General features: G+C 65.6%; 13 protein-coding genes. 2 read left to right on the forward strand and 11 right to left on the reverse strand.

Features of this window, described 5'->3' with window-relative positions; all coding sequences use genetic code 11:
* The first annotated feature begins 51 nt into the window (after positions 1-51).
* On the forward strand, positions 52-249 hold the full coding sequence (locus tag RA19_RS18205) for an MbtH family NRPS accessory protein (protein WP_039165263.1): 198 nt from the start codon (positions 52-54) through the stop codon (positions 247-249).
* Positions 246-4,115 (forward strand): non-ribosomal peptide synthetase, encoded by a 3,870-nt coding sequence (locus RA19_RS18210; protein WP_052261900.1) that lies wholly within the window; start codon positions 246-248, stop codon positions 4,113-4,115. The genes RA19_RS18205 and RA19_RS18210 overlap by 4 nt, the downstream gene beginning before the upstream one ends.
* Positions 4,116-4,201: 86 nt before the next feature.
* Here RA19_RS18210 and RA19_RS18215 read toward each other — a convergent pair whose 3' ends face one another.
* The 11 genes from RA19_RS18215 to RA19_RS18265 form a co-directional block, all read right to left on the reverse strand.
* Complete coding sequence (locus RA19_RS18215) at positions 4,202-6,352, reverse strand: TonB-dependent siderophore receptor (protein ID WP_039165264.1); 2,151 nt, start codon at positions 6,350-6,352, stop codon at positions 4,202-4,204.
* Positions 6,353-6,610: 258 nt separating this feature from the next.
* On the reverse strand, positions 6,611-7,663 hold the full coding sequence (locus RA19_RS18220) for a siderophore-interacting protein (RefSeq protein WP_039165266.1): 1,053 nt from the start codon (positions 7,661-7,663) through the stop codon (positions 6,611-6,613).
* An 11-nt stretch (positions 7,664-7,674) separates the two neighbouring features.
* Complete coding sequence (locus tag RA19_RS18225) at positions 7,675-8,472, reverse strand: ABC transporter ATP-binding protein (protein WP_039165268.1); 798 nt, start codon at positions 8,470-8,472, stop codon at positions 7,675-7,677.
* Entirely contained in the window at positions 8,472-9,488 is a 1,017-nt protein-coding gene (locus tag RA19_RS18230; protein WP_039165269.1) for a FecCD family ABC transporter permease, read from the reverse strand. Before RA19_RS18230 ends, RA19_RS18225 begins: the two co-directional genes overlap by 1 nt.
* Positions 9,485-10,522: a FecCD family ABC transporter permease gene (locus tag RA19_RS18235; protein ID WP_052261901.1), complete on the reverse strand. Its 1,038-nt coding sequence runs from the start codon at positions 10,520-10,522 to the stop codon at positions 9,485-9,487. The genes RA19_RS18230 and RA19_RS18235 overlap by 4 nt, the downstream gene beginning before the upstream one ends.
* A 1-nt stretch (position 10,523) precedes the next feature.
* Positions 10,524-11,507, reverse strand: a complete 984-nt coding sequence (locus RA19_RS18240; RefSeq protein WP_052261902.1) for an ABC transporter substrate-binding protein — start codon at positions 11,505-11,507, stop codon at positions 10,524-10,526.
* A gap of 246 nt (positions 11,508-11,753) precedes the next feature.
* The gene (locus RA19_RS18245; RefSeq protein ID WP_039165270.1) at positions 11,754-12,302 is read right to left on the reverse strand and encodes a DUF3833 family protein; all 549 of its coding nucleotides are present in this window, start codon (positions 12,300-12,302) and stop codon (positions 11,754-11,756) included.
* Positions 12,299-13,525: an MFS transporter gene (locus RA19_RS18250; protein WP_039165271.1), complete on the reverse strand. Its 1,227-nt coding sequence runs from the start codon at positions 13,523-13,525 to the stop codon at positions 12,299-12,301. Before RA19_RS18250 ends, RA19_RS18245 begins: the two co-directional genes overlap by 4 nt.
* A gap of 2 nt (positions 13,526-13,527) precedes the next feature.
* Positions 13,528-14,019, reverse strand: coding sequence for a hypothetical protein (locus tag RA19_RS18255; protein ID WP_039165273.1), 492 nt, complete (start codon positions 14,017-14,019; stop codon positions 13,528-13,530).
* Complete coding sequence (locus RA19_RS18260) at positions 14,012-15,169, reverse strand: SAM-dependent methyltransferase (RefSeq protein WP_039165274.1); 1,158 nt, start codon at positions 15,167-15,169, stop codon at positions 14,012-14,014. Before RA19_RS18260 ends, RA19_RS18255 begins: the two co-directional genes overlap by 8 nt.
* Positions 15,108-16,457, reverse strand: a complete 1,350-nt coding sequence (locus RA19_RS18265) for an NAD(P)/FAD-dependent oxidoreductase (protein WP_039165276.1) — start codon at positions 16,455-16,457, stop codon at positions 15,108-15,110. Before RA19_RS18265 ends, RA19_RS18260 begins: the two co-directional genes overlap by 62 nt.
* Positions 16,458-16,574 lie beyond the last annotated feature (117 nt).

Below are 16,574 nucleotides of genomic sequence, written 5' to 3' on the forward strand. Positions count from 1 at the left end.
GGGCCGGGTGCTGCGTCTTTCCGGGGACAAGAGATGAATGGAGACCTGAAGATGACCCAACCCGGACCCGATCAATGGATCTGCGTCAGAAACAGTGAAGGCCGCTGGTCTGTCTGGCCTGCAGACCTGCCGGTTCCTGCGGGATGGCAGGCCGAAAGCGCGCCTGCGGACCGCGGCGCCTGCCTGGCGGAGATTGAGGCGCGCTGGAGCGACCCGCGTCCCGAGGCGCTGCAGGAGGCGATGGCATGAGCGGTACGCAGGTGCTTGAAGACGCAGGGGTGGAGCTGACACCGGGTGAAAAACAGGTTTGCGCCCATGACCAGGTAGGGCAGCTGGCGCCCTATGGGGTGCAGGTGCTGCTGCTTAGGGCGGACGCACGCTGGAAGACCGCAGAGGTCCGGCAGGCAGCGGACGCCGTCCTGAATTTGCATCCGGTGTTTCGTGCGCGTCTGCACCGGCTGGCGGGCGGGGAAATGTGCCGCTCGGAACAGGCGGAGAACCGGATAGGGTTGGCAGAACGTCCAGCAAAGGGGTTGGAGGCTGCTCTGGCAGGGATGCGGTTTGATCTGGACGGCGGTGCGGGTGCCTTTGCCTGCGTCGCAGCTGATGCCGAGGGCCATCTGTTCGGTGTGGCTTTGCATCCGGCCTTTGGCGATGCCGGGGTGCTGAACGCTGTGGCCCTGGGCTTTGCCCATGCGCTGACCGGAGAGGCTGGGGCGGCTGCGCCAACTTCAGCGGCGCCGGCGGCCGAAGCGGTCCGGGATCAGCTGCCTGGCTGGCGGGAAATGCTGGAGGACGCGGCCTGTGCGGTTGCCCGTTTGCCGCACCGCCATGGCGGCAGTGAAGACGTTGCGCGGGGCTGCGCGGAACAAGGGCTGAAGCCGGCGCTGGCAGACACCCTGTGCCGTGAAGGCGCCGGGGTGGAAGCCCGTTTCGCTGCTGCGCTTGGCATTGTGCTGTCGCGCTGCAGCGGGCAGCGGGATCTGCGTTTTGCAACCGGTTCTGTCCGGGCGCAGGCAGTGCGGCGCAGTGAAGACATCCTGCCGCTGCGGCTGCAGATCGACCCAGGAAGCAGTGCAGCGGCTGTGCTGGAGCAAGTGCAAGCGGAATTGGCGAAGGGCAGGGCGCGGACAGTGCCTTCGGAGTTCCTGGTGCAGGACATGCTGCGCCGCGAGGGGGCGGACCGGCATCCCTTGGGGGCCGTCACTCTGCATGTGCGCAGGGATGCGCCGCTGCCGGACGGGCTGGGTTTCTGCGCCGTGCCTGAGCCTGCGGCGCAGGGGGAGCTGCTGCTGCTGGTGCGTCTGTGCAGCGATGGCAGGGTGATCCTGCGGGCCAGCTATGCGCGGGACCTGTTCGAGCCAGCCTTGATCGGGCGCTTTCTGGTGCATTTGGAGAGGGTGCTGGAGGCCGGGCTGGCAGATCCGGAGCAGGCGGCAGGGCGGATTGCGCTGCTGAGCCGCGAGGAACTGGGCACCCTGTCGGCGCCATATGAGGACGGCGCGGTCAACGATCCGCGCGCGGTGCATGAAATCATATCGGACCATGCCCGCCAAACGCCGGATAAGACGGCGCTGATCAGCGGCGGGCAGGAATGGAGCCACGGCACCCTGAACCGCCGGGCCAACAGGCTGGCGCACCGGCTGCGGACGTTGGGTGTCGGCGCTGAAGTGCCGGTGGCCGTTATGGTCGAGCGCGGCAACGAGGCGGTGATGGCAATACTGGCGGCGCTGAAGGCAGGCGGTGCCTTTGTCCCGATAGACCCGGACCATCCCGAAAGCCGCAACCACCACATTCTGAGCGACGCAGGCGTGCAGGCGGTGATCACCCGCCGCCGCCATCTGGGCAAACTGCCCGAAGGGCTCAAGGCCCGGATCCTGTGCCTGGACGATGATCCCGGGGCGGGCCAGCCGGAGACGGACCCGGATGTCCCCATCCGCCGGGACCAGATGGCCTATATCATGTATACCTCTGGCTCTACCGGCAAGCCGAAGGGGGTTGCGGTGGAGCACGGGCCGCTCAGCGATCATCTGCAGGACACCGCGCGTGTTTATGAGATGAGCAGCGAAAGCCGGGAACTGCCGTTCCTGCCGTTCTCCTCGGATGGCGGGCACGAGCGCTGGATGAACCCTCTGATGATGGGCGGTTCGGCGGTGATCCCAGACGGGCCGCTGTGGACGCCGGAGCAGAGCTTTGCGGCGATGCGCAAATACGGCTGCAACAATGCCTCGATCCCGACGTCCTATTTGCAGCAGCTGGCGGAATGGGCGTCAGAGACCGGCGAGGGGCCGGAGATGCGGCTCTATTCCTTCGGCGGCGAAGGTCTGGCGCAGGCGACTTTTGACCTGCTGTCGCGGGAGCTGCGGGCGCCTCTGCTGATCAACGGCTACGGGCCGACCGAGACCATCATGACGCCGATGGTCTGGAAGGTTCGGGCAGGTACCAGGTTCGAGGGCGCCTATGCGCCTTTGGGCCGCGCCGTGGGCAACCGCCGCGCCTATGTGCTGGATGCGCAGCTGATGCCGTGCCCCGTCGGGGTGGTGGGCGAGATCCATCTGGGCGGCGAGGGCGTTGCGCGCGGCTATGTGAACCGGCCCGGCACCACCGCGGACCGGTTTATTCCCGATCCTTTTGCGCCGGAACTGGACGGGCGCGAGGGCGCGCGGATGTACCGGTCCGGTGATCTTGGGCGCTGGCGCGAGGACGGCACGATTGAATTCCTGGGCCGGGTGGATCATCAGGTAAAGCTCAATGGCTACCGGATCGAGCCGGGGGAGATCGAGGCGGCGCTCCTGCAGCAGCCGGGCGTGTCCGAAGCGCTGGTTCTGCTGCGCGAGGATGGCGGCGAGAAGCGGCTGGTCGGCTATGCGGTGGCACCGCAGAAGGTGCAGGAAGAGCAGCTGATGCGGGCGCTGGAGGCGCAGCTGCCCCGGCATATGGTGCCCTCGGCCATCGTTGTGCTGGAGCGGATGCCGACCAATGCCAATGCCAAGGTAGACCGGGCGGCACTGCCGCTGCCGGGGGTGCGGCGGCGGGCCGGACAAGGCGAGGCCCCGGCGGGAGAGGCTGAGGCCGCGGTGCTGGCAGTTTGGCGGGAAGAGACCGGAAACCCGGATATGGGAGTGACCGATGACTTCTTTGACATGGGCGGCCGGTCGCTGACCGCGCTGAAGGTGCTGGCCCGCATGCGCAAAGCCTGGCCGGGCACGGCGCTGACCATTGCGGATCTGTTTGACGCGCCGACGGTCCGGGCCTTGACGCGGCGGCTTGAGGCCGGGGATGCCACCGGGCGGCAGGCGATTGCGCTGCGCGGTACCGGCTCAAGGCCGATGCTCTATTGCTTCCCGGGGCTGCTGGTCTCGACCCGCGAGTACCTGCGGCTGACCGCCTATCTGGGAGAGGATCAGCCGGTGACCGGCTTCCTGTGCCATTCGCTCAATGAGGAGAAGCACCTGAACGTGGCCGTGCAGGATGTGGTGGCGCCTTACGTCGATCATATCCGCCGGCAAAGCGCGGGGCGGCCCTGCGCCTTCCTGGGCTGGAGCTGGGGCGGTCTTCTGGCCTGGGAGGCGGCGCGGCAGCTGCACGGTGAAGTGGATCTGCGGATGATCGGCATGGTGGATGTCTGCGATCTGGGCCGCGACTTTGCCCCTGGCGCAGTGCCGCGGTTTGATCCTGGCGAGCGGGAGACGCTGGAAGCGGAGCTGCGGGCCTGGCTGGGCAAAACCCGGATGCGGGCACAGTGGGATGCGCTGATCGGGGCGATGGATGCGCTGTGTTATGAACAGTTCCTGCGCTTCATCGGAAATGAGGCGGAGCCGCTGCCCTTTGACGGGCCCGAGGTTTCCAGCCGCGAGCACACGTTCTGGGTGCTGATCGACAACGCGCTGGTGTTCCGGCAGTACCAGCTGGCGCAGCTGGATGTGCCGGTGGCATCTTTCAGCGCGGGTGACACGCTGAGCCGGGGGCTGAGCCTGGTGGACTGGCGGCAGGTGTCGCCGCGGGCTGCACCGGCAGAAGTGGTGCCGGGCACCAACCATCTGCATATCATTGGCGACCAGCTGTTCCATGGCCGTTTCAAGGCGGCGCTGGAGCGGGCTTTCGAAGGCGTGTAACGGCAGCAGCCGGGGTTATTCAGGCCCCGGCTGCCAAGTGGACGCAGGCGGCACGGGTGAACCCCGTGCCGCTGTTTTTTGTTTGATCAGAAGGATCTGCCGATGGTGAAGGACACGGTGCGGCCTTCGCCGCGGGAACAGCCGTAGCCGTCGTAGCAAACGCTGTCGTATTCCTTGTCGAACAGGTTGGAGACCCGCAGGTTCACCTCCATTTCCTGCCATTCATAGCGCAGAGCCAGATCGGCGAGGGTATAGGAGGGAGTCACCCGTGCATTGCTTTGAGTGGCAAAGGCATCGTCATTGTAGCGCAGCCCGCCGCCGATGCTGAGACCCGGCAGCAAGGCCGCGGCATCATAGTCCAGCCACAGCGACAGCTGGTGCGGCGGTGCCATGGCATTGTCGTTGCCAGTCAGGCCCTCAACCAGCGACTTGGTGATTTCGCTGTCCAGGTAGGTGTAGCCGAACACGCCTTGCAGATTGTCCGTGATCCGGCCGCGGGCCTCCAGCTCAAGCCCGCGCGAGCGGATTTCGCCGGCTTGGGTAAAGCTGCTCCAGGTCGGGTCGTTGCGGTCGTAGTCCTTTACGTTGGTCTTGCGCAGATCGAAGATGGCGGCGCTGAGCATGTAGCTGCCATGTTCCGGCAGGTAGCGCAGGCCGGCCTCCCACTGCTTGCTTTCGGAAGGATCCAGCGGCGCGCCGGCGATGGTTTTGCCGAAATTCTGGACGAAGCCTTCGGTATAGCTGACGTAAGGTGTCAGGCCGTTGGCCATTTCGTAGGTCAGGCCCAGCATGCCGGTGGTTGCGGCGTTCTTCTGAGACTGGGTCGTGGAAGTCAGCAGATTATCGATTTCATTTTCAAACCAGCTGCGGCGCAGGCCAGCAGTGACCGCCAGGCCGTTGCCGAATTTGTGGTGGTTCTGCAGGTAGATCCCTTTTTCGGTGTATTCTTCCCGGTTATGCGCCGACTGCGGCGGGTAGGCGACGTCGAAATCGAACACCGGATCGGCGAAGCTGACGGAATAGGCGCCGTAGGCCAGGTGCTGGCGGTATTCGGTCTTGCGGCGCTGATAGTCGGCGCCGACGATCAGGCTGTTGCCGCCGCGTTTCCATTCCAGGTAATTGTCGAGGCCCAGGTTATAGGCTTCTTCGGTGTTGGCCTGCGCGGTATAGCCCATGTCGCCGGTCGCAAAATCGGTCGAGGCCAGGTACAGGTGCCGGTAGTCGATCTTGTCGCGGGCATAGCGGGTCTTCTGGTTGAAGGTGAAACCGTCGCCGAAGCGGTGCGAGAGTTCCCACCCGATGGACCCGCTGTCGCTTTCATAGGAATTGAAGTCAGACTGCCGGGTGTAGAAGTCCGCAGGCAGGCTGCCAAGTGCCGCGTCATATTCCACGCCCGCTTGCGGGACCCACTGCAGCGGTGTGCGCTCGTCCTGCTGCAGATGCATCAGCACCGTCAGGCTGGTGTCATCGCTGGGCGCCCAGGTCAGGCTGCCCGCCACCAGGCTGCGGTCGTTATGGGAATTGTCCAGCTCGGTTTCGCCGTCGCGCAGCAGCACCGTCAGCCGCCCGGCCAGCGTACCCTCGTCATTCAGTACCCTGGAGACGTCCACGCCGGCTTCGGCGGTGCCAAAGCTGCCATAGCCGGCATAGGCAGAGCCTTCGTTTTCAAACGTGGGGCGTTTGGTGACCAGGTTGACCAGGCCGCCGGCGTCGTTGGAGCCATAGAGAACACCTGCCGGGCCGCGCAGCACCTCTACCCGGTCCAGCATGTAGGGGTCGATCTTGAAGCTGGCGAAATTATGCGCTTTGTTCGGCAACCCGTCGCGGTAGAGCGCGCTGGTGCCCATGTCGAAGCCGCGGATCGAGAACTGGTCGAACCGGTCGTCGGTGCCCCAGGTGGAAGGGTTGATGCCAGGGGTGAACTTGATCGCGTCCTCGACCTGGGCGGGCTGGCGGCGTTCCAGCTCGGTGGAGGTCACGACCGAGATCGACTGCGGCACCTCGGCCAGTGGCACGCCGGATTTGACGCCGGTCTCGGAAGCGGGCGCGAGATAGCCGTCGACGGCGCCTGCATATTGCAGCTTGTCGCGCACGATGATCGGCGCAAGCTCCAGCACGTCCTCTTCCTGAGCAGAAACGGGGTGGGCGGCGAGCGCAGAGGCGCCAAGCGCGGTGCCGCAGAGCAGCGCCCGCAAGGCGGGACGGCCGGTAGCGGCCGGGGCGGATTGGATTGTCATCACTGTAGTCCCAGGTTTATCGGCCAGGCTGCACGGGTGGCAGGGAACTGGCCCTATTGGTTGGCAAATTGCGTGTTTCGCCTGGGACGTTCCTGGGTGGCGGCACCATACAATTAACAGGTGAAGAGTCAATGGCGGCGGAACCATAACCCTTGATTTGGAGAGCTTTTTCCCTGCTTCTCATGTGCTGTCAGGTCTGCAGGCAGAGAGAAGGAGCGCCCTGCAGAGCGGAGCCTCGCCGGGTGGCAGGACGATGGGCTACGGCAGGCTCCAATAGGCTGCGATATAGCGCTGGCCGGACGCCACCCCGGCGGCCCGGGCAGCATCGCGCAAGGGCTGGACCTCAGACTTTTCGCCGGCGAACCAGAGGAAGGCGCCGGGATGCTCTGGGAACTCCGCCCGGGCGCAGCCGCCAAGGCTGTCTCCGGCCTGCCGGTCCAGCCAGCGCAGGGAAATGCCGGGTGGTGCGGTGAGCGGATACCCGCAGGCGGCGGCGCCATCCGTGAGCAGCGTGGCGCGGCCGCGAGTACCGGGCTGCAGGGATTCGAGGATGCGGGCCGCGGCCGGAATGGCGGTCTCATCAGCGTAAAGCAGGATTTCTTCCGCGTCCGGAATGCCGCCGCCGCCGGGGCCTGCGATGGCCAGCTGATGGCCTGCTGCAGCGTTCTGCGCCCAGGCAGAGGCACGGCCGCCGGCATGCAGGAACAGGTCGAATTCCAGCAACCCGCTGTGGGCGCAGACGCGACGGGCGGTATAGACCGGCCGGTGCAATGCCTTGGCGCCTTTGGGCCAAAGGGTCCGGCCGCTGGTATCGATCTTCGGGTACTCCGGATCGGTGCAGCCTGCGGGCGGCAGCAGCAGGCGGAAGTGGATGGCATCATCGCCAAAGCCGGACAGGTCCTGTGCTTGCAAGCGGATGCGCAGAAAATTGCGGCCCAGCGGAGCGACAGAGAGCACGGTGGTGAATTGCACGTCCGGAGGCAAAGTGCCTGCAGCACCGTCATCCGGCCAGCGGAGTGAAGCCGCCGTGCCAGGCTGCAGGTGTTCGAGGTGCTCGGCAAAACCCTCTTTCAGCATGTGGAGCCGGTCCGGTAGTGCAGCCGATACAAGGATCGCGCTGCCTTCCCCCTCCGCGGTGAAGCAGTAGTGGCCGAAGCCGGGGATCTCGATTGTGAGACTGGTGTCAGCATCGTGGAGGATTGGCAATTCATGCTCTTGCGCCATGGCGCGCAGAGCCGGCCGGGCGGCGGCAAAGGGCAAGGCGGGCAGTGCGGCCCCGGCCCGCAGGGGGAAGCTGGGATGGCTGTTCATCGGTGCGGGTCTCATTCCGGGATCACGTGGGGGGTGCCATGCAGCGGGTCGGGGATTATCCGGCAGGGCAGGCCGAACACCTCCTGCATGACGGTTTCGGTGACCACGTCGGCCGGAGTGCCCTGGCAATGAACGCGGCCGGATTTGAGGGTGATCATATGGGTGGCAAAGCGGGCCGCGAGGTTGATATCGTGCAGCACCATGGTAATGGTGCGCCCTGTTTCGCGGTTGAGCTCCTGCACCAGTTTCAAAAGCTCGATCTGATGCGGCAGATCAAGGTAGGTGGTGGGTTCATCCAGCAGCAGAATGCCGGTGTCCTGGGCCAGCGCCATGGCAATCCAGGCGCGCTGGCGCTGGCCGCCGGAAAGCGCCTCCAGCGGCCGGGAGGCGAGGGATGCCATGCCGGTGCGCTGCAGCGCCTGGTCCACGGCGGCGGCGTCCCGGCGGGACCATTGCCGCAGCGGCGATTGATGCGGCGTGCGGCCGCGGGCGGCGAGGTCGCGGACGGTCAGCCCTTCGGGGGCGGCGGGCGATTGCGGCAGGATCGCCAGTCTTTGCGCGACAGAGCGGCTGGGCTGGCGGTGGATTGCCTTGCCGTCCAGCACCACCTGGCCCGCGGCGGCGGGCTGCAGCCGCGCAAGGGCGCGCAGCAGGGTGGATTTGCCGCAGGCGTTGGGGCCTGCGATGACGGTGATGCTGCCGTCAGGGATCTCTGCGTTCAGGTCTGCGAGCACTTGGGTCCCGGCATAGGCGGCCGAAAGGGCCTCAGCGCGCAGGCGGGCGTTTGGGGCAGTGGAGGCCGGGGGCATCAGAGCGGTCCTTTACGGAAGTGGCGCAGCAGCATCCAGATCAGCAGCGGCGCGCCGGCGAGGGCGGTGAAGACGCCGGCGGGCAGCTGGATACCGGGCAGGGTGCGGGAAACGGTATCGGCAAGCAGGGTGATCAGCGCGCCCGCAAGGGCCGCACCCGGCAGGGCAGGGCGTCCGCCGGGTCCAAGGGCGCGGGCAATAGGGCCTGTGGCAAAGGCCACAAAAGGCAGCGGTCCGGCGGTGCTGACGGCCAGCGCTGCCAGCAGGGTGCCGGTCACAGTGAGCGCCAGCCGCAGCGCGGGCAGGTTCAGGCCTAGGCCGGCGGCAGTCTCCTCGCCCAGGGGCAGGCGGGCGAGCGGGAACTGCAGCCAAAGCGCCAGCGGCGCCAGCACGGCAAGCCCGGTCCAGACCAGGGCTGCATCGTCCCAGCTGCGTGCGTTCAGCGAGCCGGTGAGCCAATGCGCCATTCCACCCGCGGTTTGGATGTCGAGACGGCTGAGCAGCAGGTCGGCGGCGGCACTGAGCGCGAGGCCTGCGCCGATGCCGGTCAGGATCAGCCGGGCCGGGGACAGCCCGTCCTTCCAGGCCAGCAGGGTGACGGCGGCAGCGGTCAGCAGCGCGCCGGCAATTGCGCCGGGCAGCACCAGGCCGCCGGTGAGGATCAGCGCGGCCAGGGCGCCGCAGCTGGCGCCTGCGTTGAAACCGATCACATCGGGCGAGGCCAGCGGGTTGCGCAGCATCGCTTGGAAGATGGCACCGGAGAGGCCAAAGGCGGCTCCGGCGCCGAGCGCTGACAAGATACGCGGCAGACGGAGATCGAGCAGAACCAGCTGCTCCATCGCGCTGCCCTGGCCTGCCAGCACCTGCAGGCTGCGGGTGACGCCAAGAGGGTAGCTGCCTAGCTGTGCCGCAAGTGCGGCCAATGCCAGCAGCACTGCCAGCAGCAGGGCGCCTGCTAAAACGGCCCGGCGCGGGATCTGCAGCGAAAGGGCGGCGATACGGAAGGTCCAGGTCACAGGCTTCGGGCTCCGTTCCGGCGCACCATCCAGATCAATGCGGGCCCGCCCAGCAGGGCGGTCATCACCCCGGCCTGGAGATTGCCGCCCAGCAGCGGCAGGCGGCCGGCCAGATCGGCGGCAAGCAGAAGAATGGAACCAAAGGGGGCTGACAGGGCAAGGCTCCAGCGCAGCCCCGGCCCGGCGGCCCAGCGGGCCAGATGCGGCACGATCAGGCCTGCAAAGGCAATCGGGCCCGCCAAGGCGACGGCGCTGCCGCTCAGCAGCACGATGGCAGCGCCGGCCAGCAGCCGGGCCGTGCCGGTGCGCACGCCCAGGCCGCGGGCACTGTCTTCGCCCAGCAGCAGGGCATCGAGGCCCGGTGCCGCTGCCACCGCTGCCAACGTACCCAAAGCGAAAAAGGGAGCGAGCGCCGCGACGGTTTGCACCTCGATCCCGTTAAAGCCGCCGAGCACCCAGAACCGGTACACGTCCAGCGCCTGCTGGCTGGCCAGCAGCAGCGCACGGGTGAGAGTCAGAAACAGGGCGCTGACGGCTGCCCCGGCCAGCAGCAGCCGCAACGGGCCGGCCAGCGGGCCGCCGCTGAGCACGGCCACCAGCAGGGCTGCCGCCAGCGCGCCGCCAAGGGCGGCCCAAACAAAGCCCGCGGGATCGGTTATGCCGAGCAGCAGGATGCAGCCGGTCACCGCCAGCGCGGCACCGCCGTTAATGCCAAGGAGGCCGGGGTCGGCCAGCGGATTGCGGGTCAGCCCCTGGATCAGCGCTCCGGAGACTCCCAGCGCGGCGCCCGTGATCACGGCGCCGAGCAGCCGCGGCAGCCGCATCTGTCGGATGACGATCTGTTCTGCGCTGGCCGGTTCGTAAGCGGTGACCGCATGCCAGACGTCGGCCCAGCTGACGGGGCGCAGGCCCAGCCGCAGCGATACCGCCGCAAGCAGTGTTAGTACCGCCAGCGATCCGGTCAGCCAGAGTGCCCGGCTGGAGAGGACAGCGCGGCGGTGGGGGGCTGCCAGGGCAAGTGCGGTGTCCGGCATCTTAGGACCCCTCGGGCAGAAGCCCGGCCTCGGCCATACCGGGAACAGGTGTTGCGGGGGTGCCGTCGGCCGCGGCTTCCAGCAGCGGCACCAGGCGGTCGAGCGCGTAATCCAGGCTGAGCGGGCTGGAGTGGGACAGCGCGGCGGCCAGCAGCGGATCAGCGTGGATTTCCCGGCCCTCCCTGTAGGCGCGCAGGGTCGGGCGCAGCGGCATCCGGGCAATTTCTGGCGCGGAACCGCCGTAGTCGAGCCAGATCAGCACATCCGCGTCGATTGGTGCGGGGTCCTCGGCCGGGATCAGCGCGTGAAAACTATTGATGCCAGCGGCAGCGTTGATTTCGGCAGGCACTTGAAAGCCGAGATCTTCCAGGAAGCGGCCGCGGATATCGCGGCTGGTGAAGGCTCCGGTCTGCCCGGCCCAGACCATGGCTGCGCTGGCGCCCTGCCAATCGGGATGGCTTGCGCGCAGGTCTTCGAAACGCCGGCCGATGCGCGCGATGACCGCCTCTGCCCGGTCCGCAGTGCCAGTGGCAGCGCCGAGCCGGCGCAGCATCAGTTGCCAGGGAGTGCCGTAGTCGCCGAACCCGGGCGGCGGTGCAAGGGTGGGGGCAATGCGGGACAGGAGGGCGTATTCCCGTTCTGTGATGCCGGACCACTGGGCGGCGATCAGATCGGGTTCAAGCGCCGCAACCGCTTCGATATCTATGCCGCCGCGCAAGACCGCTGGACGGTTTTCACCCAGCACCTCCAGCGCCCAGGGCCAGACGCCGGAGGGATCGTTCCCATACCAGTTCCGCAAGGCGGCCGGGGTTTCGCCAAGCGCCAGCAGGAAATCGTGGCCGATAAAGCTGATTGATACGATGCGGCGGGGTTTTTCAGGGACGGTTGCGTCACCAAAACGGGTTTCAAGCCGCACCGGGAAGCTCTGTGCCGCCGCAGCACCGGCCAGCAATGAAAACAGTAAGCAGGCAAAGGCAAGTCGCATAGCCGGTTTTGAGTCCAAAGGCGGGCATTGCCCGGTGTTAAAGCTTCGTTCAGCTGCCTTGAGCAGAAGAAAGTTTAACGTTTGACTGGACTCCGCACCTGCATTCAGGTGCCTGTCATCTTGCTAATACGCTTTTGAAGTGTGGTGCCGACCCGATATACTCTCTTAACTTTCTGGTCAAGAAACTTACTGCACCAAATCTTGGCCGGGGCCGGGAAGCTGGCACGGCTCCCCTAAAAGCCCAGTTCAATGTGCAGGCCGCATGTTCGCCACAAGCTCTGCTGCTTTGAGGCCGAACTTGCGCATCTCGGACTTGTTGAGGATGACACCGCTTTCTGTGAGATACATCCAGTCGGTGGCCTGCAGCACATGGCCGCCGGCGCTTTCGGGCAGTTTGATCGTATAGTTCAGCTGCACTGTGGCACCGGAAACGACGCCCTTAGCTTCTCCAACCAGATCATCGGCGGTGGCAGTGAACGTGTTGTCCGGGCCAAGTGTCAGATACCATTTCCGGCTTTGTGTCACGCCGTTGGAATAGGTGAACTCCTCGGACAATGTGCCGGAGCTGCCTTGCCATTCTCCCACCATTTTGGCGGTGAAACTGTTGGCCATTTTGCCATTGGGGCCAAAGATCAGCCCTTCGGAGAGGATCTCGCCGGACAGATGCTTGGTCAGGTCAAACTCCGGCCCGGTTCCGGCATAGTCTTCAGGCGACTGGAACCGGAAGCTCAGCAGGTAGGTTTTTGCAATCATCGCAACAAGCGCGATCAGCAGCAGGGCAGTGAGCAGTTTCATGACGCGGGTTTCTCCGATGGAAGCGTGAAGGCAAAGGCAAAAGCAGCGGTTTTCAAAACGCAGGGCAGCACAGCGTAGGCCAGGGTCAGGGCACCCAGCGCCTGAGCCGTGTTCGGGCCGCCGGGTTGGAAGCCCTGCTGTTCCAGCAGCGGCAGCGCGAGTGCTGCAGCCAGCGCCAGGGCCAGCTTGCCGGCAAAGGACCAGATGCCAAAGGCGGCGGCGGCGTTGAGGCCGGCTTTGGTGAGAGCAATGCTGAACATGGCAGGCAGAAGAACCATGTCAGCCCCCAGCGCAGCACCGGAGGCCGCGCAGATCAGCGCAAACCCCGCCAGGCTGCCAGCGCCGAGAAAAGCTGCGCCGGCAAAGCTTGCGATTGCCAGCGGCATGGCAATCAGCAGGGTTTGCTTGGGGCTGGTCCGCTGGCTGAGGCGTGTCCACAGCGGCACGCTGAGGCCCGCGCAGAGGAAGAACAGCACCAGCAGCGCGCCTGCATAGTCTGCAAGCTCAAGCCGGTCCCCGGCAAAGAAAAGGAACAAGGTGGAGGTCAGTGCAACCGGCAGGCTGTTGAGCACTGCCAGGGCCAGCAGCCTGACGGCCCCGGCGCTGGCCAGCGACCGCACGGACAAGTGCTGTCCGGTGCGGGCCGGGCGGGTCCAGATGGGGCGGGTCAGCACAGCAGTCAGCAGTGCAAACAGGCCAAGGGCGATGCCAAAGGCGCCATAGCCCTGGCCCGCGGCCCCAAGGGCGACCAGAGCCGCAGGTGCGATAGCTGCGAAAATGACGCCTGCCAGCAATCCGGCTTCGCGAAAGGCTGCGAGAGTCAGCAGCTCGCGGGGGGCCGGGTGTTTGGCAAGCGTTGCGCTGCGGCCATAGAGCAGGATCATGCCCAGGCTGTAGGCAGTGAACAGGACGATGAGGATCAGAACCAGCCGGACCGCGGCCTGCGGTCCCGGCGCCAGCGAGAACAGCAGGGGGAAGCCGGCCGCCAGCCCTCCGGCCGCCAGCATCGCAAGGCCGAGCTGGGCGCGGGGCCAGCGGTCGGCCATCCAGCCGATCAGCGGGTCCTGAACCAGATCAACCAGGCGGATACCCAGCAGGATAGCGCCAAGCGTACCCAACCCGATCCCCAGTTCCACCGACGCGAATTGCGGCAGGTGGATGTAAAGCGGAATGCCTGCCGAGGCGAGCATCATCGCATAAAGGCTGACGCGGGGGTAAAGCACTTTCACCCCAGGAGGCCGCGTGTGAAGCTGGCAGAACGGGAGTTTTCCCCCAGAAAGATCGACATGAAATGCCGTTTGATGCCCCGCTGCCGCAGACTGCATGTCTTGCGGCCATTGCGCAGGAAGTCGACCTGGTCCGGCCCCCGGCTGACGGCCAGGTAGCGGTCCCCGGGCGCAACGCTTTGGAGGCAGGCGGCAAGCTTGGCTTCCGGCGGCACCGGATTGCCCATGCGGCGCATCTCGCGCAGGGTCGCCCTTGTCAGATCGGCTTGGCTGATACGGCGCTGATAGGTCAGCTCGATCCCGAAATCCTGCGACCAGTCCAGCGGGGCCGCACCCTTGGTGAACAGCCGGGCCTGATAGACCGGCAGGCCCAGCAGGCGGAAGGTTGCGGCGCCGCGCTCCTTGACGCCCGGCAGCAGGGTTTGCAGCTGGCTGGCTGTCCCGGCTGCAGGCAGCGCCAAAAGGCACAGGAGGGCAAACGGCCTAAGCATGGGCCAGCTCCACCTGCACCACATTGGTGTGGCCAATGGCAAAAGACGCTGCGCAGATCTCAAGGTAGTACTGCCAGTTGCGGAAGAAGGCCTCGCCATAGCCCAAATCCTTGATGCGGCGCTTCTGATCCGCAAGGCGCTGTGCCCAGATGCGGCAGGTTTTTCCGTAGTCCTGACCGAAGGCAAAGCTGTCGCGGACCTGCAGCCCGGCCGTGCTTGCCTGCTGTGCAATCACCTGATCGGACAGCAGCATGCCACCCGGAAACACATACTGGCGGATGTAGTCCGAGGAGCTGCGGTAGGTTTGGAAGAAATCATCGCGCACAGTGATGGCTTGCAGCAGCACCCGGCCGCCCTCTGCCAGATTGCTTTTGAGTTTGGCAAAATAGCTGGGCCAATACCGTTCGCCCACCGCTTCGACCATCTCGATCGACACGATGTTTTCGAACTTGCCTTCGATGTCGCGGTAGTCGCGCAACTGAATGTCGGCGTGCCCGTCCAGGCGGCTTTCCGCATAGCTGTGCTGGTTGCGCGAGATGGTAACCCCGGTCACCGCGCGGCCCTCGGCGCTGGCCTGTTCGGCAAAGCCGCCCCAGCCGCAGCCGATCTCCAGCACCCGCTCCCCCTCGCCAAGCCGCGACAGGATACGATCGTTCTTGCGGGCCTGCGCCTTGGCCAGGTCTTCGCAGCCCGGGCTGAACAGGCCGGAGGAATAGGTCATGCCATCGTCCAGCCAGAGCTGGTAGAACTCATTGCCCACATCGTAATGGGCGCGGATGTTCTTGCGGGCGCCGCGCTTGGAGTTTGCGCGCAGCAGAGTGTCGACGATGCGGAACTTTGCCCGGTTCAGCGGACTGGCCTGATCATAGCTGCCGAGGTGGCCGCGGTTTTGCATGGCGAGCCGCATCAGGCCTTCGACAGACGGTGTGTCCCATAGGCCCTGCACATAGGCCTCACCCAGGCCAACCTGGCCGTGCGCTGCCATGGCAGAGACCGCAGCCCAGTCATGGATCTGCATTTCTGCCTCTGCCCCCCGGTCGCCGAATTCGTAGCGCGCGCCGTCCGGCGTGCGCAGTGTCAGCCGACCTTCACGCAGACGCGCGCAGGCTGAGAGGAATTCTGACTGCAGGGCTTTGTCTGTGAATGCCATGTTCTGTTCCTTTGGCCTGGAATGCGGTGGGAGAATTCATCATGCGGACAATCCGCATGGCGCTGGCGATGCCGTCTTCATGAAATCCGTGCCGGTTATAGGCACCGGCAAACCAGGTGCGGTTCTGTCCCTGCATTGCCCGGATCTGCCGCTGCGCCCGCAGCGCGGCGCGGTCAAAGACCGGGTGGGCAAATTCCACCTGGTCATAGATCTTTGCTTCCGGAATAGAGCGGGACGGATTCAGCGTCACAAAGAGCGGATCGCTTTCGGGGATGTTCTGCAGCCGGTTCATCCAGTAGGTCACCCCGACGCCGCCGTCCTGGCTGCGGTAAGCCCAGCTGGACCAGCAGGTGCGCCGCCGGGGCATCTGCCCTTCATCGCAATGCAGCACAGCCGTGTTCGGCTGGTAGCGGATTGCGCCGAGTGCCGAAGCTTCGGCGGGGGTTGCGTCACTGCCCAGAATGGCCAGCGCCTGATCCGAATGGCAGGCAAAGATCACCTCGTCAAAGGCGTATGGCTCCTGCCGGTCTATGTGCAGTGCCACGCCCTCGCCGTGGCGGACAGCCTTGCGGACGGGCGTGCCGGTCCGGATCCGGCACCCGCGGGCAATCAGCGCGGCCTCCAGACGGCGGACATATTCGATGCTGCCGCCTTTGACCGTCCACCACTGATGCTTGCCGGTGCCGGCCAGCAGCGCGTGGTTGCGGAAGAACCGCACCAGCGATTTTGCCGGAAAGGCATCCACATCGCTGACCGGCGTGGACCAGATCGCCCCGCACATCGGCATCAGGTAGTTGTTGCGGAACCAGCTGCCCAGGCCCAGCTCATCCACCAGTTCGCCAATGGTCTTTTCATCGTCTGCCGCTGCCGCCTCGGCCCGTTTCCCGAAGCGGATGATATCAGCGACCATTCCGTGGAATTGCGGCCGGAACAGGTTGCTCTTCTGCGCGGTGAGCATACGCAGATTGTTCAGCCCGTACTCCAGCCGTCCATCGTCGATGCTGGCGCAAAAGCTCATCTCGCTTTTCATTACCGGCACGTCCAGCTCGCGAAACAGCCGGGTGAGATAGGGATAGGTTGCATAGTTGAAGACGATAAAACCGGTGTCGACAGGCTGGTCCCCGTTCCTGCCTGCCAGAACCGTGCGGGCATGGCCGCCAAGACGGGGGGCAGCCTCAAACAGGGTGACGTCATGTTTGGCAGACAAGTAGTAGGCTGCGGACAGGCCGGAGATGCCGCCTCCGACAATCGCGATCTTGCGCCGCGGGCCCTGCGTCTGATCAAGCATAGGCAGCTTTCCTTCCTGTTGTTTGAAGCTGTTACGCGCCGCACCGGAGGACGGATCACTGCGGAAGGAAAATTTTCGCGTGACGTGATCCGAAGCGGCTACGCGCGCGTAAGATCT

Origin of the sequence: Leisingera sp. ANG-M1 (assembly GCF_000813745.1) — a bacterium.
Lineage (GTDB): Bacteria > Pseudomonadota > Alphaproteobacteria > Rhodobacterales > Rhodobacteraceae > Leisingera.

What these genes read in the sequence shown, in the direction of transcription:
- RA19_RS18205 (WP_039165263.1), top strand. Translation starts at nt 52, where the DNA reads ATGACCCAACCCGGACCCGATCAATGGATCTGCGTCAGAAACAGTGAA.
- RA19_RS18210 (WP_052261900.1), top strand. Translation starts at nt 246, where the DNA reads ATGAGCGGTACGCAGGTGCTTGAAGACGCAGGGGTGGAGCTGACACCG.
- RA19_RS18215 (WP_039165264.1), bottom strand. Translation starts at nt 6,352, where the DNA reads ATGACAATCCAATCCGCCCCGGCCGCTACCGGCCGTCCCGCCTTGCGG.
- RA19_RS18220 (WP_039165266.1), bottom strand. Translation starts at nt 7,663, where the DNA reads ATGAACAGCCATCCCAGCTTCCCCCTGCGGGCCGGGGCCGCACTGCCC.
- RA19_RS18225 (WP_039165268.1), bottom strand. Translation starts at nt 8,472, where the DNA reads ATGCCCCCGGCCTCCACTGCCCCAAACGCCCGCCTGCGCGCTGAGGCC.
- RA19_RS18235 (WP_052261901.1), bottom strand. Translation starts at nt 10,522, where the DNA reads ATGCCGGACACCGCACTTGCCCTGGCAGCCCCCCACCGCCGCGCTGTC.
- RA19_RS18240 (WP_052261902.1), bottom strand. Translation starts at nt 11,507, where the DNA reads ATGCGACTTGCCTTTGCCTGCTTACTGTTTTCATTGCTGGCCGGTGCT.
- RA19_RS18245 (WP_039165270.1), bottom strand. Translation starts at nt 12,302, where the DNA reads ATGAAACTGCTCACTGCCCTGCTGCTGATCGCGCTTGTTGCGATGATT.
- RA19_RS18255 (WP_039165273.1), bottom strand. Translation starts at nt 14,019, where the DNA reads ATGCTTAGGCCGTTTGCCCTCCTGTGCCTTTTGGCGCTGCCTGCAGCC.
- RA19_RS18260 (WP_039165274.1), bottom strand. Translation starts at nt 15,169, where the DNA reads ATGGCATTCACAGACAAAGCCCTGCAGTCAGAATTCCTCTCAGCCTGC.
- RA19_RS18265 (WP_039165276.1), bottom strand. Translation starts at nt 16,457, where the DNA reads ATGCTTGATCAGACGCAGGGCCCGCGGCGCAAGATCGCGATTGTCGGA.